We start from the raw sequence: 21,855 nt of genomic DNA on the forward strand, positions 1-21,855 counted from the left end.
CTGACGGGCGGCCGACGTCAGGGTGCGTCTGGGATCTCGCGCAGAACGGGGGAGGGGAGGGAGGGGGAGGGAGGGGGGAGGCCCCCCGGTGAGGACCTAGGCTTGAGGGGTCGGGCCGGAACGAGGACGTGGGCGGGCGTGAACGTGAGCGAGGACCAGGGCCAGGGCCAGGAGCCGGAGCCGAACCCGGATTCGCAGTCGGATCCGCAGTCGATGTCGCAGTCGGCCGCGGTGGCGTCGGGTGCGGCGGAGTCGGGTCCGGTGTCCCACCCGGAGCCGGAGGCCGAGCCGCAGGCGGATTCGGGTGCCGAGGCGCGTCCGGAGGCCGGGGCGGAGTCGCAGGCCGAGCCCGAGGCCGGTGGCGTCGGGGCGGAGCGGCCGGAGGCTCGGCTGGAGCGGGCTGTTCGGGTGGCCGAGCAGGCGCTGATCGAGTTCGAGATCGCCGTGGAGACCTTCCGGGTCGAGGTGGAGAACTTCTCGCGGCTGCACCACCAGAAGCTGGGGCCGATGTACGCGCGGCTCGATGAGCTGGACGCGTCGATCGCGGAGGCGCGGGCCGCGCGGACCGGTGACCCGGAGGATCTGCGGCGGGCGCAGGAGGCGCGGGCCGCGGTGCTGCCGCTGCCGGGCGTCGAGGTGCTCTTCGACGACTGGATCGACTCCGAGGGGATCTCCCCCGAGGCGGCCGCGATGCTGACCGAGCGGCCGGTGCGGCCGCCGCAGCGGGTGCGGCCCAGCGAGGAGGTGCGGCGGCTCTACCGCGAGCTGGCCCGCAAGGCCCACCCGGACCTGGCGCGTGAGGACGACGACCGGAAGCGGCGGGAGGAGTTCATCACCCGGGTGAACGCCGCTTACGCGCGCGGCGACGAGGGGCTGCTGCGGGAGCTCGCCGCCGAGTGGGAGGCGGGTCCCGCCCCGGCCGAGGAGCGGCTGAGCGAGAGCGAGGAGCTGTACGCGCGGCTGGAGTGGCTGGCGCAGCGCAAGGACCTGCTGTCGGTGGTGGCGCGGGAGCTGGAGGAGAGCGCGATCGGGTCGATGCTGCGGCTGGCGCCGGAGGATCCGGACCGGCTCCTGGAGGAGATCGCCGAGCAGCTGCGCGGTCAGGTGTCCGAGCGTGAGGCCGAGCTGGCCACGCTGGTGCAGTAGGTTTTTCCAGGTCGAGGCGGTTCCGCCGTACACGAGAGAAGGTCAGTGTCATGAGTTTCGCCCCGCTGCCGTCGGTGCCCGCCGCGTCCGTGCCCGCCGATGCCCTCGTGCTGGACGTGCGGGAGGACGACGAGTGGGCGGCCGGGCGGGTCGAGGGTGCGCTGCACGTGCCGATGAGTGACTTCGTGGCGCGGTTCGCCGAGGTCGGCGAGCAGCTCGCCGAGCACGGCCGCGCCTATGTGATGTGCCGGGTGGGCGGCCGGTCGGCGCAGGTCACGCAGTACCTGGTCCAGCAGGGGTACGACGCGGTGAACGTGGACGGCGGGATGGTGGCCTGGGAGGGCGCCGGGCGTCCGGTGGTGTCGGACAGCGGTCCCGGGTTCGTCGCCTGAGCCGGCGGGACCGGTAGGAGGCCCGGCGCACCCGGTAGGAGGCTCGGCGCGTCCGGTGCCGCTCAGCCCAGGGGGTGTGCGGCGATGAGGTCGCCCAGGGTCTCCTCGTGGGCGGCGGCCGGGCCGAGGGAGAGTTCGAGGTACTTCGCCCAGGCGTGGTAGCGGTGCAGGGGGTAGTCGGTGTCGGCGCCGAAGCCGCCGTGCAGGTGCTGGGCGGTCTGGACGACCCGGCGGACGCCCTCCGCGGCCCAGATCTTCGCGACGGCGAGGTCCGCCTCGACGGGCAGGGCCGCCTCGGCGGCGGTGGAGACGCGCCAGGCGGCCTGCCACAGGGTGGCCTCCATCGCGCGGAGGTCGATGTAGCGGTCGGCCGCCTGGACGGCAACCGCCTGGAACGTGGCCACGGGGTGGCCGAACTGTTCGCGCTTCCCGGTGTACTGGCTCGTCATGGTGAGGACCTGCTCGCCGAGGCCGAGGGCGAGCGCGCAGGTCCCGGTGGTGAGCAGGGCGCGAAGCGCCGGCCAGGCGTCGGCGGAGTCGAGGACGCGGTCGGCGGGGAGGCGTACGGCGTCGAGCCGGAGCCGGGCGAGGCGTTCGCCGTGGGTGCCGTACTGGGTGTCGAGGGTGAGTCCCGCGTGGTCGCGCGGGAGCAGTGCGAGGACCGGGCGTCCGTCGGCGGTCTGGGCGGGGACGGCGGTCAGGTCGGCGTGGTGGGCCCACGGGACGTGGTCGGCGGTGCCGTCGAGGATCCAGTGGGTGTCGTCGTGGCGGGCGGTGACGGCCCGCTCGGCGGGTTCGTGGCCGGTGGTCCCGTGGGCGGCGGCGGTGAGGACGAGCCGGCCTGCGGCGACCTCGGGCAGGAGCGCGGCGGCGGTGTCGGCCGGGGCGTGCCGCTGGAGGACGTGGGCGACGGCGGTGGTCTCCAGGAGGGGGACGCGGGCCAGGACGCGGGCGGACTCGCGCAGGACGAGGCAGAGGGCGACGGGGTCGAGGCCGGTGCCGCCGTGCTCGGGTGCGACGAGGAGTCCGAGGAGGTCGGTGGCGGCGAGGCGCTGCCACAGGGCGCGGTCGAGGTCGTCGGCGACGGCGGTCGGGGTGAGGGCGGGGCTGGGTACGGCGTCGGGTGCGACGTCGGCGAAGACGGTCCGGGCCGTCTCCGCGGCCGCCTGCTGTTCCTCGGTGAACGTGAAGTCCATGGCCCTGTCCTTCCGTTGCTGTTCCGGCGGCCCGTCGGGCGGCGCTTCGCCGACGGGCCGTCAAGATAGAACAGGTTCTAGAGGAAGGGAATGGGGTCAGCGGTCGAAGTCCAGCTCCACGTCGGGGGTGGCCGGGTGGGACTGGCAGGCCAGGACGTAGCCGGCGTCGGTCTCCTCCGGTTCGAGGGCGAAGTTGCGGTCCATGCGGACCTCGCCGCCGACGACGAAGGCGCGGCAGGTGCCGCAGACCCCGCCCTTGCAGGCGTAGGGGGCGTCGGCGCGGGAGCGGAGGACGGTGTCGAGGAGGCTTTCGCCGCGCTCGACGGGCCAGGTGCCGGAGCGGCCGTGGAGGGTCGCCGTGAGGGTGGCGTGGGCGGGGGTGTCGGCGGTGGGGACGGGCGCGGGGCCCGAGCCGTCGTCGACGTGGAAGATCTCCTGGTGGACGCGGGTCCGGTCGACGCCGAGGTCGCGCAGGGCCCGCTCGGCGCCCTGGACGAGGCCGTAGGGGCCGCAGAGGAACCAGCCGTCGATGGTGCCGACCGGGAGGAGGGCGGGCAGGAGGGCGGTGAGCCGGTCCTGGTCGAGGCGTCCGGAGGGAAGTCCGGCCTGCTGCTCCTCGCGGGAGAGGACGGTGACGAGCTGGAACCGGTCGGGGTGACGGTCCTTCAGGTCGGCGACCTCGTCGAGGAACATCGTGGAGGCGGCGGTGCGGTCGCTGCGGATCAGGCAGAACCGGGCCTCGGGTTCGCGGTCGAGGAGGGTGGCGGCCATGGAGAGCACCGGGGTGATGCCGCTGCCGCCGGCGACGGCGGCGAAGTGGCCGGGGCGCGGGTCGAGGACGAACCGGCCGGTGGGGGCCATGACGTCGACGGTGTGGCCGGGGGTGAGTTCCTTGAGGGCCCAGGTGGAGAAGGCGCCGCCGTCGACGAGGCGGATGCCGACGCGGAGTTCGGGCCGCTCGCCGGCCGGGGCGGCGGGGGAGCAGATCGAGTAGGTGCGGCGGATCTCCTGGCCGGCCTCGTCGGTGCGGCGCAGGGCGAGGTGCTGGCCGGGGCGGTGCCGGAACGTCTCGTGGAGGTCGTCGGGGACCGCGAAGGTGACGGCCACGGAGTCGTCGGTGAGCCGCTCGACCTGGCTCACCGGGAGCGGATGGAACATCTACAGCTCCTTGAAGTGGTCGAAGGGTTCGCGGCAGGCGGTGCAGCGGCGCAGGGCCTTGCAGGCGGTGGAGGAGAAGCGGCTGAGGAGTTCGGTGTCGGTGGAGCCGCAGTGGGGGCAGCGGATCGCCAGGGTGAGGGCGACGGGTCCGCCGGCGGGGCCCTGCGGGCGGGGCGGGGCGATCCCGAACTCGCTGAGCTTGCGGCGGCCTTCCTCGGTGATGTCGTCGGTGGACCAGGCCGGGGCGAGGACGGTGACGACGGTGACCTCGGGGATGCCGTGTTCGTGGAGGGCGTGCTCGATGTCGGTGGACATCGTCTCGACGGCGGGGCAGCCGGTGTAGGTGGGGGTGAGGGCGACCTCGACGCGGCCGGGGCCGGTGACCTGGACGCCGCGCAGCACGCCGAGTTCGGCGAGGGTGAGGACGGGCATCTCGGGGTCGAGGACGGCGCCGGCGATCCGGGCCAGTTCCGCTTCGAGCGGGGTGGCGGTGGTGGTCACCATGTCGCCCCCGGGTGGCTGCGGTGCAGGTGCTGCATCTCGGCGAGCATCCGGCCGAAGGATTCGGTGTGGAGGCCCTCGCGGCCGGCTCCGGCGCGCCAGGCGCCGGTGCGGGGGCCTTCGGGGACGGTGAGGCCGGCGCGGGTGAGGACCGCGGTGACGGAGTCCAGCCAGGCCGCTTCGAGGGCGGTGGTGTCGAGGCCGAGGCCGTCGAGGGGCTGGAAGGGTTCGCCGGTGTAGCGCCAGAGGGCGTCGCAGGCCGTCTGCATGCGGCGGTGGCTCTCCTCCGTGCCGTCGCCGAGGCGGAGGGTCCAGTGCTCGGCGTGGTCCTGGTGGTAGGCCACTTCCTTGACGGCCTTGGCGGCGAGGCCGGCCAGCGGGGTGTCGCCGGTGGCCAGGGCCGTGTAGAGGAGCCGCTGGTAGGTGGAGAAGTACAGCTGGCGGGCGATGGTGTGGGCGAAGTCGCCGTTGGGCTGTTCGACCAGCTGGACGTTGCGGAAGTCGCGCTCCTCGCGGAGGAAGGCGAGCTCGTCCTCGTCACCGGCGAGGGAGAGCAGGACGCGGGCCTGGCCGAGGAGGTCGAGCGCGATGTTGGCGAGGGCGACCTCCTCCTCCAGGACGGGGGCGCTGCCGGCCCACTCCCCCAGGCGCTGGGCGAGGACGAGGGCGTCGTCGCCGAGGGCGAGGGCGGCGGCGGTGACCGCCGGGTCGGTGGCCGTACCGGGGGTGCCGGTGGTGCCGGTGGTGTCGGTGGTGGTCACAGGTGCTTCACCCCCTCCGGGATCTCGTAGAAGGTCGGGTGCCGGTACGCCTTGTCGGCGGCCGGGTCGAAGAAGGGGTCCTTCTCGTCCGGGGAGGAGGCGGTGATGGCGGCGGAGGGCACGACCCAGAGGGAGACGCCCTCCATCCGGCGGGTGTAGAGGTCCCGGGCGTTGCGCAGGGCCATTTCCGCGTCGGGGGCGTGGAGGCTGCCGGCGTGGGTGTGGGAGAGCCCTCGGCGGGAGCGCACGAACACCTCCCACAGGGGCCAAGTGTCGCTGCTCATGCCTGTGCCTCCCCGTGCTGTCCGGTGTGCTTGCGCGCGTAGGCCGCGGCGGCCTCTCTGACCCAGGCGCCGTCCTCGTGGGCCTGGCGGCGCTTGGTGATCCGCTGGTCGTTGCAGGGGCCGTTGCCCTTGAGCACGTCCCAGAACTCGGCCCAGTCGATGGGTCCGAAGTCGTAGTGCCCGCGCTCCTCGTTCCACTTCATGTCGGGGTCGGGGAGGGTGAGGCCGAGGGCCTCGGCCTGCGGGGCGGCGATGTCGACGAAGCGCTGGCGCAGTTCGTCGTTGGTGTGGCGCTTGATCTTCCAGGCCATCGCCTGTGCGGTGTGGGTCGATTCGTCGTCGGGCGGGCCGAACATCATCAGGGACGGCCACCACCAGCGGTCGACCGCGTCCTGGGCCATGGCGTGCTGGGCCTCGGTGCCGCGGGAGAGGGCGAGCAGGGCTTCGTATCCCTGGCGCTGGTGGAAGGACTCCTCCTTGCAGACGCGGACCATGGCCCGGGCGTAGGGGCCGTAGGAGCAGCGGCAGAGGGGGACCTGGTTGGTGATGGCGGCGCCGTCGACGAGCCACCCGATGGCGCCGACGTCGGCCCAGGTCAGGGTGGGGTAGTTGAAGATCGACGAGTACTTCTGGCGGCCGGTGTGGAGCTTGTCGAGGAGCTCGTCGCGGCTGACGCCGAGGGTCTCGGCGGCGCTGTAGAGGTACAGGCCGTGGCCGGCCTCGTCCTGGACCTTGGCCATGAGGATGGCCTTGCGGCGCAGCGAGGGCGCGCGGGTGATCCAGTTGGCCTCGGGCTGCATGCCGATGATCTCGGAGTGGGCGTGCTGCGCGATCTGGCGTACGAGGGAGGCGCGGTACGCCTCCGGCATCCAGTCGCGCGGCTCGATGCGCTCGTCGGCGGCGACCGCGGTGTCGAACACCGCCTCGCGGGCGGCCTGCGCCGCCGCGTCCGCGGCGTCTGTGCCGGGCGCTTCCGCGGTCACTGCCGTCCCTGCCGTCCCTGCGGTCATCGGACCCCCTACCGACCGATCGTTCGGTTGAATGACTTCAATGGTGGGTCGGCGGCCCGTATGGTGTCAACCCTGTGGATAACCGCCTGCTCCGTTCGAGGCGCAGACGAGCGGGTCACCGGCGGGACGGGATCGGGTCGGGAAGCCCGGGATCGGGGTGGGATGAGCGCGCACATCGACGGCAGCGCGGAGCGGCGGCCGGCCGGAGGGATCCTGTCGCTGTCCATGCCGTACCAGGTGGTGGCGGCGGTGGCGCTCGCCGCCGTGGCCGTCCTCTCCTGCCTGCACCTGGCCATGGTCTTCCTGCACGTGGCGCCGTCGAACACGGTCACCAAGCAGCACGGACAGGCCGTGGACGACTGGATCTACCCCGAGTTCGAGCAGAACTGGAAGCTCTTCGCGCCCAATCCGCTCCAGCAGAACGTCTCCGTCGAGGTCCGCGCCGAGGTCGCCGACGCCTCCGGCGCCAAGCGGACCACCGGCTGGATCGACCTCACGGCGCAGGACGTCGAGGACATCCGGGGCAACGTCTTCCCCAGCCACACCCAGCAGAACATGCTGCGCCGGGCGATCGACTGGTACGGCAACGCGCACGACGACGAAGGCCGCCCCAAGGGGATGCGCGGGCGGCTGTCGGAGGCGTACATGCGCCGCATCGTGCTGCCCCGCATCGAGGGCCCGGAGGCACGCGCGGACGTCGGCGGGACCGTCGAGCGGATCCAGCTCCGCCGGGTCGTCCGGCCGGTGGCGGCCCCGCACTGGAGCACCGAGAAGCGCTCCACCGAACCCTCCACCAGCGTCATGCCCTGGTGGGAGATCACCGACGCCGACCGCAGCCGTACGGAGACGAGCCGATGACCGCCCCCCGCCCCGCACCGGCCGCGGCCCCGGCGCGCGTGCCCTTCGACCGCAAGCTGGCCCGGGCGGCGCAGACCGTCACCTCGCGCGCGCTGGGCCCGTACCAGACCGCGATCGTCCGGATCGGCTTCTCGCTGACCTGGCTGTTCTTCCTGCTGCGGGAGTTCCCGCACCGGCACGAGATGTACGGCCCCGACGCGCCCTGGTCGTTCGAGCTGGCCAGCCGGCTGATCGCCGACAACCGGGCCTTCACCGTCCTGATGTGGTCCGACGGGCGGCTCTGGTTCGAGGTGGTCTACGGGCTCGCCGTCGTCGCCGCCGCGCTGCTCCTCGTCGGCTGGCACACCCGGGCCGTCTCCGTGGTCTTCATGGTCGGCGCGCTGTCGCTGCAGAACCGGTCCGTCTTCCTCGGCGACGGCGGCGACAACGTGGTGCACCTCGTCTCGATCTACCTCACGCTGACCCGCTGCGGGCAGGTGTGGTCCCTGGACGCCCGGCGGGCCGCCCGGAAGGCCGCCGCGGGCGGGAACGCCGCCGCGCGGGTCGAGCTCGCGGGGCCGCTCCTCTGGATCGTCCTCGGCGGGTTCCTGGTCGCCGCGACCTGGTTCAGCCCGGTCACCGGCGAGTGGTGGATGTACGTGCTGCTGTGGGTCCTCTGGCTCGGCCAGGGCCTGTGGTGGCTGGTGGAGCAGTACGCGCCGGGCGAGCCCCGCGTGCTCCTGGACGTCCTCGCCAACCTCGCCCACAACGCGGCGCTCACGGTCCTCATGGCCGAGGTCTGCCTGATCTACGCCACCGCAGGCTGGTACAAGATCCAGGGCTCGCGCTGGCAGGACGGCACCGCGCTCTTCTACCCGCTGCACCTGAACTACTTCACGCCCTGGCCGGGGCTCTCCGAGATCCTCGCCTCCAGCGGGATCATGGTCATGCTGCTCAGCTACGGCACCGTGATCGTGCAGGTCGCCTTCCCCTTCACGCTCTTCAAGCGCAAGGTGAAGAACGTCCTGCTCGTCGTGATGATGCTGGAGCACGCCGGCATCGCGGTCCTGCTCGGCCTGCCGGCCTTCTCGATGGCGATGATCGCCGCCGACGCCGTCTTCCTGCCCACCGTCTTCCTGGTGTGGCTCGGCGCGCGCGTGGCTCGGGGCCGGGACCGGCTGCTGCGGCGGAAGCCCGCCGCGCCGGAGCTGCCCCCGCAGCGGCCCGCCGGGGAGCCCCCCGAGGGGGCGGCCGGCGGGGAGACGGGCGGGGAGGCCGCTCCCCGTACCCTCGTCGGGTGAGCACCACCGAAGAACACCCCGTACCGGCCGGGGCCGAGCCGCTCCAGTACGACGAGGGGTACGGCCCCGAGGTCGGTGTCGGCCCCCACGCCGGGCCGTGGCCCGAGGACCCGCGCTACGACCGCGAGCTGCTGGCCGAGGGCGACCGGCGCAACGTCGTGGACGAGTACCGGTACTGGACGCGGGAGGCGATCGTCGCCGACCTGGACACCCGCCGGCACGACTTCCACGTGGCCGTGGAGAACTGGGGCCACGACTTCAACATCGGGTCGGTGGTGCGGACCGCCAACGCCTTCCTGGCCAAGGAGGTGCACATCGTGGGGCGGCGGCGCTGGAACCGGCGCGGCGCCATGGTCACCGACCGCTACCAGCACGTGCGGCACCACCCCGACACCGAGGCGCTGACAGCCTGGGCGGCGGCCGAGGGCCTGCCGATCATCGGCATCGACAACCTGCCCGGCTCCGTGCCGCTGGAGCGGACCGTGCTGCCCCGCCGCTGCGTGCTGCTCTTCGGGCAGGAGGGGCCCGGGCTGACCGAGGAGGCCCGCCGGCACGTGACGACGGTCTGCTCGATCGCCCAGTTCGGCTCCACCCGGTCGATCAACGCCGGGGCGGCCGCCGCGATCGCCATGCACGCGTGGGTGCAGCGCTACGCGGAGATCCCGGAGTCCTGACCTGGAGTCCTGACTCGGAGTCCTGACCCCGGGGTCCTGATCCTGCGGTCCTGATCCCGGGGGCCTGATCTCCGAAGCCGTCCCCGGTGCCGGACCACGCGGCACCGGGGACGGCCCGCGCGGTCACGCCTGGCGGCGCACCTCGACCACGCGGAAGCGGTTGGAGACGAAGGCGCCGTCGCACAGCGCGGCGTTCGCCGCCGGGTTGCCGCCCGAACCGTGGAAGTCGGAGAACGCGGCCGTCTGGTTCACGTACACCCCGCCCGTCAGGTTGAGCGAGAGCTGCGCCGACTCCTCCAGGCAGACCTCCTCCACGGCCCGCTCGGTGGCCTCGGACGTCGTGTACGCGCCGACCGTCATCGCGCCCTTGTCGCGGATCGTGCGCCGCAGCAGCTCCAGGCCGTCGGCCGTGGAGTCCACCGAGACGGCGAAGGAGACCGGGCCGAAGCACTCGGAGAGGTACGCGGCCTCCGCGTCCGGCTTCGAGCCGTCCAGCTTCACCATGACCGGCGTGCGGACGACCGCCTCCGGGAAGTCCGGGTTGGCGACCTCGCGGGAGGCCAGGGCCACCTCGCCCAGTCCGGCGGCCGCCTCCAGGCGGGCCTTCACGTCCGGGTTGACCAGGGCGCCGAGCAGCGCGTTGGCCCGGGCGTCGTCGCCGAGGAGTCCGCCGACCGCGCCGGCCAGGTCGGCCACCACCTCGTCGTACGACTTGGGGCCCTGGTCGGTGGTGATGCCGTCGCGGGGGATCAGCAGGTTCTGCGGGGTGGTGCACATCTGGCCGCTGTACAGCGACAGCGAGAACGCCAGGTTGGACAGCATCCCCTTGTAGTCGTCGGTGGAGTCGATCAGCACCGTGTTGACGCCGGCCTTCTCCGTGTAGACCTGGGCCTGGCGGGCGTTGGCCTCCAGCCAGTCGCCGAAGGCGGTGGAGCCGGTGTAGTCGATGATCCGGATCTCCGGGCGGACCGCCAGGGTCTTGGCGATGCCCTCGCCCGGACGCTCGGTGGCCAGCGCCACCAGGTTCGGGTCGAAGCCGGACTCGGCGAGGACCTCGCGGGCGACCTTCACGGTCAGCGCGAGCGGGAGGACCGCGCGCGGGTGGGGCTTCACCAGGACCGCGTTGCCCGTGGCCAGGGAGGCGAACAGGCCCGGGTAGCCGTTCCACGTCGGGAAGGTGTTGCAGCCGATGACCAGGGCGACGCCGCGGCCGACCGCGGTGAACTCCTTGCTCAGCTCCAGCGGGTCCCGCTTGCCCTGCGGCTTGGACCAGGCGGACCGGCCGGCGGGGGTCCGGGTCTGCTCCTCGTACGCGTACGCCACCGCCTCCAGACCGCGGTCCTGGGCGTGCGGGCCGCCGGCCTGGAACGCCATCATGAACGCCTGGCCGCTGGTGTGCATGACGGCGTGGGCGAACTCGTGGGTGCGGGCCGAGATCCGGGCCAGGATCTCCAGGCAGACCAGGGCGCGCGTCTCCGGCCCCGCGTCGCGCCAGGCGGGCAGGCCGGCGCGCATGGCGGGCAGCAGCACGTCGACGTCCGCGTGCGGGTACTCGACGCCCAGCTCGGGGCCGTACGGCGAGATCTCGCCGCCGGTCCAGCCGTCGGTGCCGGGCTGGTCGAGGTCGAAGCGGCCGTTGAGCACCGCCTGGTGGGCGGCGAGGCCGGCGGCGGCGTCGAGCGAGCCGTCCGCCCCGTACGCCTTCGGGTGCTCCGGGTACGGCGACCAGTAGGCGCGACTGCGGATGGTGGCGAGGGCCTGATCGAGCGTGGACCGGTGCTTCGCGGCCAGAACGTCGGTGGTCGGCTGGGCGGTGGCCATGGATGGACCAACTCCTCGTCGAGCTGGGCAGGGAGACGCGTACGGAGTTAGAGTAACCGAACGATCGGTCGGGACAAGGGGGTCCGTCGATCCTGTGGAAAACCCATCGGGGAGGATCACTCCTATGAGCGCCGACAGCAGCGCCGACACACGTGCCGCCGTGCAGGCCGACGGGACCGTCAGGGGGAGCGCCACCATGGACGACGCAAGCGCCGCGGGCGAGGCGATCGAGCGGGACCGGACGGTCGCCGTCGTCGGCACCGGCACCATGGGCCAGGGGATCGCGCAGGTGGCGCTGGTCGCCGGCCATCCCGTACGGCTCTACGACAGCGCGCCCGGCCGGGCCGCCGAGGCCGTCGCCGCGATCGGCGCCCGCCTCGACCGCCTCGTCGAGAAGGGCAGGCTCGACGCCGCCGTCCGCGAGGAAGCCGGCGGGCGGCTCCGCGCGGCCGAGGAGCTCGCCGAGCTCGCCGACGCGGCCCTCGTCGTCGAGGCGATCGTCGAGGACCTCGCGGTCAAGCAGCGGCTCTTCGCCGACCTGGAGAAGACCGTCGCGGACGACGCCCTCCTCGCGACCAACACCTCCTCCCTCTCCGTCACCGCCATCGCCGGCGGGCTGCGGCTGCCCGGCCGCTTCGTCGGCCTGCACTTCTTCAATCCGGCCCCGCTGCTCCCCCTCGTCGAGGTCGTCCGAGGCTTCGCCACCGACGAGACCGCCGCCACGCGCGCGTACGAGACGGTCCTGGGCTGGGGCAAGACGCCGGTGCGCTGCGCCGACACCCCCGGCTTCATCGTCAACCGGATCGCCCGCCCCTTCTACGCGGAGGCATTCCGCGTGTACGAGGAGCGCGGCGCCGACCCGGCGACCGTCGACGCGGCGCTGCGCGAGAGCGGCGGCTTCCGGATGGGCCCGTTCGAGCTGACCGACCTGATCGGCCAGGACGTCAACGAGGCCGTGACCCGCTCGGTCTGGGAGTCCTTCTTCATGGACCCGAAGTTCACGCCGGCGCTGGCGCAGCGCAGGCTCGTGGAGTCGGGGCGGCTGGGCCGCAAGACGGGTCACGGCTGGTTCCCGTACCAGGAGGGTGCCGAACGGCCCGCCCCGCGGACCGAGCCGCCCGCGAAGGCGCCGGAACGGATCATCGTCCGCGGCGACCTCGGGCCGGCCGCGCCGCTGGCGGGGCTCTTCGAGGAGGCGGGGGTCGTCGTCCGCCGCAAGCGCGGCGACGGCTTCATCGAGCTGCCGACCGGGATGAAGCTCTGCCTCGTGGACGGCGAGAGCTCCTTCGAGTTCCACCAGGAGGAGATCGCCTACTTCGACCTCGCTCTGGACTACGCGGCGGCGACCCGGATCGTCCTGTCGGTCCGGGAGGGCACCGCCCCCGACGCCGTCGCCGAGGCCGTGGGCCTCTTCCAGGCGATCGGCAAGCAGGTCTCCGTCATCGGCGACGTGCCCGGCATGATCGTCGGCCGGACGGTCGCGATGCTGGTGGACCTCGCGGTCGACGCCGTCGACCGGGGCGTCGCCACCGCCGAGGACATCGACACGGCGATGCGGCTCGGTGTGAACTACCCCGTCGGCCCGCTGGAGTGGGCGGAGAAGATCGGGTACCGGCGCGTGTGCGCCCTGCTGGGGCAGCTCCACGAGCGGTACCCGACGGGCCGGTACGCGCCGGCCGTCGGCCTGGTGCGCCGCGGCTACACCGAGGAAGCGGAGGAGGCCCGATGACGACGGCCCGACGCGACACGTACACCCCCGAGACGCTGCTCTCGGTCGCGGTGAGGGTGTTCAACGAGCGCGGTTACGACGGCACGTCCATGGAGCACCTGTCCAAGGCGGCCGGGATCTCCAAGTCCTCGATCTACCACCACGTGGCGGGCAAGGAGGAGCTGCTGCGCCGGGCGGTCAGCCGGGCGCTGGACGGGCTCTTCGCGATCCTCGACGAGCCGGGCGCGGTGCGCGGCCGGGCGGTGGAGCGGGTCGAGTACGTGACCCGGCGGACCGTCGAGGTGCTGATAGCGGAGCTGCCGTACGTGACGCTGCTGCTGAGGGTGCGGGGCAACACCGCGACCGAGCGGTGGGCGATGGAGCGGCGCCGCGAGTTCGACCACCGGGTGGCCGAGCTGCTCGGGGCGGCCGCGGCCGAGGGCGACCTGCGGTCCGATGTGGACATCCGGCTGGCGACCCGGCTCCTCTTCGGCATGATCAACTCGCTGGTGGAGTGGTACCGGCCGCATCCGGACCAGACGGAGCGCGACCAGCTCGCCGAGACCGTCGCCCACCTGGCCTTCGACGGGCTGCGGAAGGCCAGCTGAGACGACCCCGGGAGGCTCTGGGGGACCGGGAACGGCCCGGGAGAGGTTCTGGGGGCCGGTATCGGCCCGGGAGAGGCCCTTGGGGACCGGCACGGCCCGGGAGAGGCCCTCGGGGACCGGCATCGGCCCCGGGAGAGGTCCTGGGCGCCCCCGGAGGCCATGGCTCGCCCCGGGACGGATCCCGCGGCCCCGGGCGGTCCCCGGCCCCCTGGAGGCCCTGGGGCGGCCCTGAGGGGGGCTGAGGCGCGGGAAGGGGGCTCCGGGGGATGTCGAACCCCCGGAGCCCCCTTTCGCGTGCCCGCGCGGGGCCGTCAGGGCCTCGGGTCGGCGTTCAGGTCCATCTCGTCGAAGACGAGCAGGGTGCGGGTGGAGAGCACCTCCGGGATCGCCTGGAGACGGGTGAGGACCAGTTCGCGCAGGGTCCTGTTGTCCGGCGTGTGGACCAGCAGCAGGACGTCGAAGTCGCCGCTGACCAGCGCGATGTGCGCGGCTCCGGGGAGTGCCTTGAGCTGCTCGCGGACCGTGCGCCAGGAGTTCTGGACGATCTTGAGCGTGATGTAGGCGGACGCGCCGTGGCCCGCCCGCTCGTGGTTGACCCGGGCGCTGAAGCCGCGGATCACGCCGTCGTCGATGAGCCGGTTGATCCGGGCGTACGCGTTGGCCCGGGAGACGTGCACCCGCTCGGCCACGGACCGCACCGAGGCGCGGCCGTCCGTCTGGAGCAGTCGCAGGATGTCCCGGTCTATCGCGTCCAGCGGGCGTGCCGGGGCGGCGTGCGCCGGCGCGTCCGAGGGAGCGATCAGCACCTCACCCGTGACGTCCGCCGCCGCGTCGTCCGGGGCACCGCCCCGGGCGACGGCCATTTGTTCATCCGCCATGTCCCCCCGCCTCTCTCCGGTGGACGACCTGCCTCTATCCCAGGCTGTGGAGAACCGTTTGTCCACAGGCTGGAGGTGCCTGTAGCCAAAATGCCTCCACGACCGAACAATCGGTAGGTGAGGCGCGCCACACCCGCGCCACCCGCCTTCGGGTCTTATGCCCGCTCCCACGAGGAGGTGGACTCGTTGCAACAGCGCAGTTCGACAGTCCAGGAGCCGCTCGCCGACACGGCTTACCGGCCCACGCCGCCGCCGGCCTGGCGGCCGCGGACCGATCCCGCCCCGCTGCTGCCCGACGCCGAGCCGCTGCGCGTGCTCGGCACGGACGCGGTGGCCGACGCCGACCCCGCGCTGCTGCGCCGGCTCTACGCGGAGCTGGTCCGCGGCCGCCGGTACAACGCACAGGCGACCGCCCTGACCAAGCAGGGCCGGCTCGCGGTCTACCCGTCCACCACCGGCCAGGAGGCGTGCGAGATCGCCGCCGCCCTCGCCCTGGAGGAGCGGGACTGGCTCTTCCCGTCGTACCGGGACACCCTCGCGGCCGTCGCCCGCGGCCTCGACCCCGTGCAGGCGCTGACCCTGCTGCGCGGCGACTGGCACACCGGCTACGACCCGCGCGAGCACCGCATCGCGCCGCTGTGCACCCCGCTCGCCACCCAGCTGCCGCACGCCGTGGGCCTCGCCCACGCGGCCCGGCTGAAGGGCGACGACGTGGTCGCGCTCGCCATGGTCGGCGACGGCGGCACCAGCGAGGGCGACTTCCACGAGGCGCTGAACTTCGCCGCCGTCTGGCAGGCGCCGGTCGTCTTCTTCGTGCAGAACAACGGCTTCGCGATCTCCGTGCCGCTCGCCAAGCAGACCGCCGCCCCCTCGCTCGCCCACAAGGCCGTCGGGTACGGCATGCCGGGCCGCCTGGTGGACGGCAACGACGCGGTCGCGGTGCACCAGGTCCTCACCGAGGCCGTGGCCCGCGCGCGGCGCGGCGGCGGACCCACCCTCGTGGAGGCGATCACCTACCGGATCGACGCCCACACCAACGCCGACGACGCCACGCGCTACCGCGCGGACGGCGAGGTCGAGACCTGGCGGGCGCACGACCCGGTGCTCCTCCTCGAAAGGGAGCTGACCGCGCGCGGCCTGCTCGACGACGAGGGCCGGAGGGCGGCGGCCGAGGCCGCGGAGACGATGGCGGCGGAGCTGCGCGAGCGGATGAACGCCGACCCGGTGCTCGACCCGATGGACCTCTTCACGCACGTGTACGCCGAGCAGACCGCGCAGCTGCGCGAGCAGGCGGCGCAGCTGCGGGCCGAACTCGAAGCGGAGGACGAGAGCCGATGACGACGGCGACGACCGGCGCGGCGGCCGCCAAGGCGGCGGGCCGGACCAAGCCGGCCACCATGGCGCAGGCGCTCCAGCGCGCCATGCGCGACGCGATGGCCGAGGACCCGACCGTCCACGTGATGGGCGAGGACGTCGGCACCCTCGGCGGGGTCTTCCGGGTCACCGACGGGCTCGCCAAGGAGTTCGGCGAGGACCGCTGCACGGACACGCCGCTGGCCGAGGCGGGCATCCTCGGCACCGCCGTCGGCATGGCCATGTACGGCCTGCGCCCGGTGGTGGAGATGCAGTTCGACGCGTTCGCCTACCCGGCGTTCGAGCAGCTCGTCTCGCACGTGGCGAAGATGCGGAACCGGACGCGCGGCGCGATGCCGATGCCGATGGTCATCCGGGTGCCGTACGGCGGCGGGATCGGCGGCGTCGAGCACCACAGCGACTCCTCCGAGATCTACTACATGGCCACCCCTGGCCTGCACGTGGTCACCCCGGCGACCGTCGAGGACGCCTACGGGCTGCTGCGGGCGGCCATCGCCTCCGACGACCCGGTCGTCTTCCTGGAGCCCAAGCGGCTCTACTGGTCGAAGTCCGACTGGTCGCCCGAGGCACCCGCGCGCGTGGAGCCCATCGGCAGGGCCGTGGTCCGCCGGCCCGGCACCAGCGCCACCCTGATCACCTACGGACCCTCGCTGCCGGTCTGCCTGGAGGCCGCCGAGGCGGCCACCGCAGAGGGCTGGGACCTGGAGGTCCTGGACCTCCGCTCGCTCGTGCCCTTCGACGACGAGACCGTCGCCGCGTCGGTGCGGCGCACCGGCCGCGCGGTCGTGGTCCACGAGTCCGGCGGCTTCGCCGGCCCCGGCGCCGAGATCGCCGCCCGGGTCAGCGAGCGCTGCTTCCACCATCTGGAGGCCCCGGTGCTGCGGGTCGCGGGCTTCGACCTGCCCTACCCGCCGCCGATGCTGGAGCGGCACCACCTGCCGGGCGTCGACCGGGTCCTGGACGCGGTCGCGCGGCTCCAGTGGGAGGCGGGGAACTGATGGCCCAGGTCCTGGAGTTCAAGCTCCCCGACCTCGGTGAGGGACTCACCGAGGCCGAGATCGTCCGCTGGCTGGTGGACGTCGGCGACGTCGTCGCGATCGACCAGCCGGTCGTCGAGGTCGAGACCGCCAAGGCGATGGTCGAGGTGCCCTGCCCGTACGGGGGCGTGGTCACCGCCCGCTTCGGCGACGAGGGCACCGAACTGCCCGTCGGCGCCCCGCTCCTGACGGTCGCGGTCGGCGCCTCCGCCGCCGACGCGACGGCCGCCGCGCCCGCCCCGCAGGCGCAGCCGGCCGCCGCCGGGGCGGCGGGGTCCGCCGAGGCCGCCGTCTCCTCGGAGTACTCGGGCAACGTGCTCGTCGGCTACGGCACCGCGGGCCCGGCGGCCCGCCGGCGCCGCATCCGCCCCCAGGCCCCGGCCGTCGCGCATCCCACGCCGAACGCGACGGCCGGTCCCGCCCCGACGGCCCGGGCGGCGGCCCCCGTGGCCCCCGCCGCGCCCGCCCCCGTGGCGACGGTCGCCGTCGCCGCGCCCGAGGGACCGGTCCCGGTCATCTCCCCGCTCGTGCGGAAGCTGGCCCGCGATCAGGGCCTCGACCTGCGGGAGGTGCGCGGTTCGGGTCCCGAGGGCCTGATCCTGCGCGCCGACGTCGAGCGGGCCCTCACCGCCCGCGCGACGCCCGCGCCCGTGGCGCCCGCCGCCGCGGTCGTCCCCGCGGCGTCCGCCGCGTCGACCGGGGAGCGGATCCCGCTGCGCGGGCTGCGCGGAGCCGTCGCCGACAAGCTCTCCCGCAGCCGTACCGAGATCCCCGACGCGACCTGCTGGGTGGACGCCGACGCCACCGAACTCATGGCCGCGCGGGCGGCGATGAACGCGGCGGGCGGGCCGAAGATCTCGCTCCTCGCGCTGCTCGCCCGGATCTGCGCCCACGCCCTGTCCCGCTTCCCCGAGCTGAACTCGACCGTGGACACGGCCGCCCGCGAGATCGTCCGGCTGCCCGGAGTGCACATCGGCTTCGCCGCGCAGACCCCGCGCGGGCTCGTCGTCCCCGTGGTCAGGGACGCCGGGACCCGGACCGCGGAGTCGCTGACCGAGGAGTTCGGCCGGCTCACCGAGTCGGCCCGGCAGGGCACGCTCACCCCGGCAGACCTCACCGGCGGCACCTTCACCCTCAACAACTACGGGGTGTTCGGGGTGGACGGCTCCACGCCGATCATCAACCACCCCGAGGCGGCGATGCTCGGCGTCGGCCGGATCATCCCCAAGCCCTGGGTCCACCAGGGCGAACTGGCCGTCCGTCAGGTGGTGCAGCTTTCGCTCACCTTCGACCACCGGGTCTGCGACGGCGGCACGGCCGGCGGCTTCCTGCGGTACGTCGCGGACTGCGTCGAGCAGCCCGCGGTGCTGCTGCGCACGGTCTGAGAGCGGCCCCGCGGCCCCGCGGCGACGCGTACGAACCGGCCGGTCCGCGAGGGCCGGCCGTCCGTGCACGGGGCCGCGGAAGGGCGTGGACGGCCTCGACCCGTCTCGCCGGGAGACCGGGCCGGGGCGGGCCGTACGACGGTGTGAGCGGCCCCGGCGCGTCTCATCAGGAGACCGGCCGGGCACGGGTGGGCGGCGGCGGACCATACTGCTGGGGTGACCACCGCATATGACGCCGTCGTGCTCGCCGGAGGTGCCGCGCGGCGCCTCGGCGGCGTGGACAAACCCGCGGTACGGGTCGGCGGCCGGGCCCTGCTCGACCGGGTGCTCGCCGCCTGCGCCGGAGCCCGCCTGACCGTGGTCGTCGGCGACCCGCGCCCCACCGTCCGGCCCGTCCGCTGGACCCGCGAGCAGCGTGCCGGCACGGGCCCCGTGGCCGCGCTGGACGCCGGAGCCGAGGCACTCCGGGCCGCCGGACCCGCGCCCGCTCCAGAGCCCGCCTCCGCCCCCGCCTCCGCCTCCGCGCCCGCTCCAGAGCCCGCCTCCGCCCCTGCCTCCGCGCCCGAGGTCCTGCTCGTCCTCTCCGCCGATCTGCCGTTCCTCGGCGAGGCGACCGTCCGCCGGCTGCTCGCCGCGCTGGACGCCGAACCGGAGGCCGAGGCCGCGCTCCTCACCGACTCCGACGGGCGCGACCAGCCGCTCGTCGCCGTCTACCGCACCGGCCCGCTGCGCCGCGAGCTCGACGCGTTGCGCCACACCCACCGCGGCCTCGACCACCTCCCGCTCCGGTACGTCACCGGCGGACTCCGTGCCGTGCGCGTCGCGGCCGGCCCCGACGAGCCGGCGGCCTCCTTCGACTGCGACACCTGGGAGGACATCGCCACGGCCCGGGCCCGCATCAGGGACCATGGAGCCGTGCTGGACGAATGGATCACCGCAGTCAAGACCGAACTGGGCCTCGACCTGGACGTCGACACCGGCGTCCTGCTCGACCTGGCCCGTGATGCCGCCCACGGCGTCGCCCGCCCCGCCGCTCCCCTGACGACCTTCCTCGTCGGTTACGCGGCGGCGAAGGCCGCCGAGGGCGGCGCGGCTCCCGCCGAGGCGGTCGCCGAGGCCGCCCGCAAGGCCGCCGCCCTCGCCCAGCGATGGGCGGCCGAACAGGACGAGGCCGGATGACCCCCGGACAACCCGCCCCCGCCCCTGCCCCCGCGTCCGAGCGGGGGCAGGGGCACCACCGCGCCACCCCCTGGCCCGAGGCGCGTGCCCTCGCCGCCCGCGCCGGAGCCGAGGCCCGCGCGGCCACGGACCGCCCGCCCGTCCGCGTACCGCTCGGGCAGGCGCTGGGCCGCACCCTCGCCGAACCGCTGCGGGCCCTCACCGACCTGCCGTCCTTCGACAGCTCCGCCATGGACGGCTGGGCGGTCGCGGGACCGGGTCCCTGGACCGTGCGCGAGGACTCCGTCCTCGCCGGCCACGCCGGGGCCGCGGCCCTCGCTCCGGGCGAGGCGGTACGGATCGCCACCGGCGCCCGCGTCCCCGCCGGCGCGACCGCCGTCCTCCGCACCGAGCACTCCCGCGCCGAGCACTCTCGTACGGGGCACGTCCTCACCGAGCGCTCCCGCACGGAAGCGGCCGCTGGTACCGATACCGCCACCGACCCCTCCCGCCCCGCCCACGAGCGCGAGGCGGTGGCCGGAACGGTTCTGCTGCTGCACCCCCTCCGCGAGGTCGTCACCGGGCAGGACATCCGCCCTCGGGGCCAGGAGTGCCGGACCGGCGACGAGCTGCTGCCCGCCGGTTCCGTCGTCGGCCCGGCCGTGCTCGGCCTCGCGGCCGCCGCCGGCTACGACGAGGTCGCCGTGCTGCCCCGCCCCCGGGTGGAGGTCCTCGTCCTCGGCGACGAGCTCCTGGCGACCGGACTCCCCCACGAGGGTCTGATCCGGGACGCCCTCGGACCCATGCTCGGGCCCTGGCTGACGGCGCTCGGCGCCGAGGTCCTGGCGACCCGCAGGATCGGCGACGACGCCGAGGCGCTGTACGCGGCCGTCACGGGCTCCGCGGCCGAACTCGTCGTGACCACCGGCGGCACCGCCGCCGGGCCCGTGGACCACGTGCACCGGGTCCTCGACAAGGCCGGCGCCATCCTCCTGGTCGACGGCGTGAAGGTGCGCCCCGGCCACCCCATGCTGCTCGCCCGGCTGGACGCCGGACGCCATCTCGTCGGCCTGCCGGGCAACCCGCTCGCCGCCGTCTCCGGCCTCCTCACCCTCGCCGCCCCCCTGCTGTCCGCGCTCACCGGAGTCCGAGCCGACGAGGCGACGAAGAAGGCCGGGACCACCGGGACCACCGGGACCGCCGAGGCCGCCCAGGCCGGTCAGGCCGCCCACGCTCCCCAGGCACCCCTCCGCGACGCCGTCCAAGGCCACCCGCACGACACCCGCCTCGTCCCCGTGATCCACCAGGACGGGCTCGTCGTGCCCCTGCGCTACAACGGGCCGGCCATGCTCCGGGGCATCGCCGCCGCCGACGCCATGGCCGTCGTCCCGCCCGGCGGAGCCGAGCCCGGCCGGCGGCCGGAGCTCCTCGCCCTCCCCCGGCCGACCGCGACGCCGCCCGCTCAAGGAGCATGTTTCACGTGAAACTTCCCAGCCGTGACGTCATGGCCCGTCATGCCGACGAGAAGGTGACCGGTTCCCGGATCCGGCTGCCCCGCCGGTCCGTGGATCCGCTCCGCCAGGTCGGCCGGCGCATCCTCATGGCCCTCGGCGTCCTGTTCCTGACGGTCCTCATCGTCTACGCCGACCGCGGCGGCTACCACGACAACGCCAACGGCAGCGTCGACTTCCTCGACTGTGCCTACTACGCGACCGTCACCCTCTCCACCACCGGATACGGCGACATCGTCCCGTACAGCGATTCCGCGCGACTCGTCAACATCCTGGTGATCACGCCGCTGCGCGTGCTGTTCCTGATCATCCTGGTCGGCACCACTCTCGAGGTCCTCACGGAACGGACCCGGGAGGAGTTCCGCCTCAAGAAGTGGAGGTCCACCTTGCGCGACCACACCGTGATCGTCGGCTTCGGGACCAAGGGGCGGTCCGCGATCCAGACCCTCTGCGCCACCGGCCTCCGCAAGGACCAAATCGTCATCGTCGACCCCTCCGGCAAGGTCATCGAGGCGGCCAACCTCGACGGCTTCGTCGGTGTCGTCGGCGACGGCACCCGCAGCGACGTCCTGCTCCGGGCCGAGGTGCAGCGGGCCCGGCAGGTCGTCATCGCCACCCAGCGCGACGACACCGCCGTCCTGGTCACCCTGACGGCCCGCCAGCTCAACCGGGGCGCGAAGATCGTCGCCGCCGTCCGCGAGGAGGAGAACGCGCCGCTGCTCCGCCAGTCCGGCGCCGACGCGGTCATCACCAGCGCCTCCGCCGCCGGCCGGCTGCTCGGCCTCTCCGTGCTCAGCCCCAGCGCGGGCACGGTCATGGAGGACCTGATCCAGCAGGGCTCCGGCCTCGACCTGGTCGAGCGCCCGGTGACCAAGGCCGAGGCGGGCAAGAGCGTCCGCGAGACCGACGACCTGGTGGTGAGCGTGCTGCGCGGCCACCGGCTGCTCGGCTACGACGACCCGGCGGCCAGCCCGCTCCAGCTCACGGACCGGGTCATCACCATCGTCCGGGCGGCCGCCCCGGTCACCCCGCTCACCACGCCGCCGGAGGACTGACCGGACGGCCACTGCCGGAGGAGGACCGGACGGACGCCGCCGGAGGACTGACCGGACGGA

21 protein-coding genes are annotated in these 21,855 nt (G+C 74.1%); 13 read left to right on the forward strand and 8 right to left on the reverse strand.

What is annotated here, in order from left to right:
- The first annotated feature begins 138 nt into the window (after window positions 1–138).
- Together ACFVU3_RS08920 and ACFVU3_RS08925 are read left to right on the forward strand one after the other, a co-directional pair.
- Window positions 139–1,146 carry a hypothetical protein gene (locus ACFVU3_RS08920; protein ID WP_390064956.1) on the forward strand — a complete coding sequence of 336 codons (1,008 nt, stop codon included), beginning with the start codon at window positions 139–141 and terminating at the stop codon, window positions 1,144–1,146.
- Window positions 1,147–1,196: 50 nt separating this feature from the next.
- A complete protein-coding gene (locus ACFVU3_RS08925; RefSeq protein ID WP_031003026.1) occupies window positions 1,197–1,538 on the forward strand; it encodes a rhodanese-like domain-containing protein in 342 nt (113 codons plus the stop codon).
- Window positions 1,539–1,600: 62 nt separating this feature from the next.
- Here ACFVU3_RS08925 and ACFVU3_RS08930 read toward each other — a convergent pair whose 3' ends face one another.
- The 6 genes from ACFVU3_RS08930 to paaA all read right to left on the reverse strand — a co-directional run bounded on the left by ACFVU3_RS08930 (window position 1,601) and on the right by paaA (window position 6,448).
- Entirely contained in the window at window positions 1,601–2,734 is a 1,134-nt protein-coding gene (locus ACFVU3_RS08930) for an acyl-CoA dehydrogenase family protein (RefSeq protein WP_390064958.1), read from the reverse strand.
- A 96-nt stretch (window positions 2,735–2,830) separates the two neighbouring features.
- On the reverse strand, window positions 2,831–3,892 hold the full coding sequence (locus tag ACFVU3_RS08935; RefSeq protein WP_390064960.1) for a 2Fe-2S iron-sulfur cluster-binding protein: 1,062 nt from the start codon (window positions 3,890–3,892) through the stop codon (window positions 2,831–2,833).
- On the reverse strand, window positions 3,893–4,396 hold the full coding sequence (gene paaD, locus ACFVU3_RS08940; RefSeq protein WP_390064962.1) for a 1,2-phenylacetyl-CoA epoxidase subunit PaaD: 504 nt from the start codon (window positions 4,394–4,396) through the stop codon (window positions 3,893–3,895).
- Window positions 4,390–5,154, reverse strand: a complete 765-nt coding sequence (paaC, locus tag ACFVU3_RS08945) for a 1,2-phenylacetyl-CoA epoxidase subunit PaaC (protein WP_390064964.1) — start codon at window positions 5,152–5,154, stop codon at window positions 4,390–4,392. The genes paaD and paaC overlap by 7 nt, the downstream gene beginning before the upstream one ends.
- Complete coding sequence (gene paaB, locus ACFVU3_RS08950; protein WP_390064966.1) at window positions 5,151–5,438, reverse strand: 1,2-phenylacetyl-CoA epoxidase subunit PaaB; 288 nt, start codon at window positions 5,436–5,438, stop codon at window positions 5,151–5,153. Before paaB ends, paaC begins: the two co-directional genes overlap by 4 nt.
- The gene (paaA, locus tag ACFVU3_RS08955; RefSeq protein WP_390064968.1) at window positions 5,435–6,448 is read right to left on the reverse strand and encodes a 1,2-phenylacetyl-CoA epoxidase subunit PaaA; all 1,014 of its coding nucleotides are present in this window, start codon (window positions 6,446–6,448) and stop codon (window positions 5,435–5,437) included. The genes paaB and paaA overlap by 4 nt, the downstream gene beginning before the upstream one ends.
- Before the next feature lie 162 nt (window positions 6,449–6,610).
- Between paaA and ACFVU3_RS08960 the strand changes: the two genes are divergently transcribed.
- Genes ACFVU3_RS08960 through ACFVU3_RS08970 form a run of 3 tightly spaced genes read left to right on the forward strand, consistent with a single transcriptional unit; the run spans window position 6,611 to window position 9,260 of the window.
- Entirely contained in the window at window positions 6,611–7,306 is a 696-nt protein-coding gene (locus ACFVU3_RS08960; protein WP_390064970.1) for a DUF5819 family protein, read from the forward strand.
- A complete protein-coding gene (locus ACFVU3_RS08965; protein WP_390064972.1) occupies window positions 7,303–8,586 on the forward strand; it encodes an HTTM domain-containing protein in 1,284 nt (427 codons plus the stop codon). The genes ACFVU3_RS08960 and ACFVU3_RS08965 overlap by 4 nt, the downstream gene beginning before the upstream one ends.
- Window positions 8,583–9,260: a TrmH family RNA methyltransferase gene (locus ACFVU3_RS08970; RefSeq protein ID WP_390064974.1), complete on the forward strand. Its 678-nt coding sequence runs from the start codon at window positions 8,583–8,585 to the stop codon at window positions 9,258–9,260. The genes ACFVU3_RS08965 and ACFVU3_RS08970 overlap by 4 nt, the downstream gene beginning before the upstream one ends.
- A gap of 123 nt (window positions 9,261–9,383) precedes the next feature.
- Here the strand turns inward: ACFVU3_RS08970 and paaN are convergent, their stop codons facing one another.
- Window positions 9,384–11,081 (reverse strand): phenylacetic acid degradation protein PaaN, encoded by a 1,698-nt coding sequence (gene paaN / locus ACFVU3_RS08975; RefSeq protein WP_390064975.1) that lies wholly within the window; start codon window positions 11,079–11,081, stop codon window positions 9,384–9,386.
- A gap of 196 nt (window positions 11,082–11,277) precedes the next feature.
- Between paaN and ACFVU3_RS08980 the strand changes: the two genes are divergently transcribed.
- Both ACFVU3_RS08980 and ACFVU3_RS08985 read left to right on the forward strand, forming a co-directional pair.
- Window positions 11,278–12,810 carry a 3-hydroxyacyl-CoA dehydrogenase gene (locus ACFVU3_RS08980; RefSeq protein ID WP_390065451.1) on the forward strand — a complete coding sequence of 511 codons (1,533 nt, stop codon included), beginning with the start codon at window positions 11,278–11,280 and terminating at the stop codon, window positions 12,808–12,810.
- Complete coding sequence (locus tag ACFVU3_RS08985) at window positions 12,807–13,397, forward strand: TetR/AcrR family transcriptional regulator (protein ID WP_390064977.1); 591 nt, start codon at window positions 12,807–12,809, stop codon at window positions 13,395–13,397. The genes ACFVU3_RS08980 and ACFVU3_RS08985 overlap by 4 nt, the downstream gene beginning before the upstream one ends.
- Before the next feature lie 311 nt (window positions 13,398–13,708).
- Here the strand turns inward: ACFVU3_RS08985 and ACFVU3_RS08990 are convergent, their stop codons facing one another.
- Window positions 13,709–14,275, reverse strand: a complete 567-nt coding sequence (locus tag ACFVU3_RS08990; RefSeq protein WP_390064979.1) for an Lrp/AsnC family transcriptional regulator — start codon at window positions 14,273–14,275, stop codon at window positions 13,709–13,711.
- A gap of 186 nt (window positions 14,276–14,461) precedes the next feature.
- On the opposite strand from ACFVU3_RS08990, the gene pdhA reads away from it, so the two are divergent.
- The 6 genes from pdhA to ACFVU3_RS09020 all read left to right on the forward strand — a co-directional run bounded on the left by pdhA (window position 14,462) and on the right by ACFVU3_RS09020 (window position 21,795).
- On the forward strand, window positions 14,462–15,613 hold the full coding sequence (gene pdhA, locus ACFVU3_RS08995) for a pyruvate dehydrogenase (acetyl-transferring) E1 component subunit alpha (RefSeq protein WP_390064980.1): 1,152 nt from the start codon (window positions 14,462–14,464) through the stop codon (window positions 15,611–15,613).
- Entirely contained in the window at window positions 15,610–16,647 is a 1,038-nt protein-coding gene (locus ACFVU3_RS09000) for an alpha-ketoacid dehydrogenase subunit beta (protein ID WP_390064982.1), read from the forward strand. Before pdhA ends, ACFVU3_RS09000 begins: the two co-directional genes overlap by 4 nt.
- Window positions 16,647–18,071 carry a dihydrolipoamide acetyltransferase family protein gene (locus tag ACFVU3_RS09005; RefSeq protein WP_390064984.1) on the forward strand — a complete coding sequence of 475 codons (1,425 nt, stop codon included), beginning with the start codon at window positions 16,647–16,649 and terminating at the stop codon, window positions 18,069–18,071. The genes ACFVU3_RS09000 and ACFVU3_RS09005 overlap by 1 nt, the downstream gene beginning before the upstream one ends.
- A 216-nt stretch (window positions 18,072–18,287) precedes the next feature.
- Entirely contained in the window at window positions 18,288–19,250 is a 963-nt protein-coding gene (locus tag ACFVU3_RS09010) for a DUF6457 domain-containing protein (RefSeq protein WP_390064985.1), read from the forward strand.
- Entirely contained in the window at window positions 19,220–20,713 is a 1,494-nt protein-coding gene (locus ACFVU3_RS09015) for a molybdopterin molybdotransferase MoeA (RefSeq protein ID WP_390064987.1), read from the forward strand. Before ACFVU3_RS09010 ends, ACFVU3_RS09015 begins: the two co-directional genes overlap by 31 nt.
- On the forward strand, window positions 20,701–21,795 hold the full coding sequence (locus ACFVU3_RS09020) for a potassium channel family protein (protein ID WP_390064989.1): 1,095 nt from the start codon (window positions 20,701–20,703) through the stop codon (window positions 21,793–21,795). Before ACFVU3_RS09015 ends, ACFVU3_RS09020 begins: the two co-directional genes overlap by 13 nt.
- The last annotated feature ends 60 nt before the right edge of the window (window positions 21,796–21,855 follow it).

It is taken from the genome of Streptomyces sp. NPDC058052 (genome assembly GCF_042885515.1).
GTDB lineage: Bacteria > Actinomycetota > Actinomycetes > Streptomycetales > Streptomycetaceae > Streptomyces.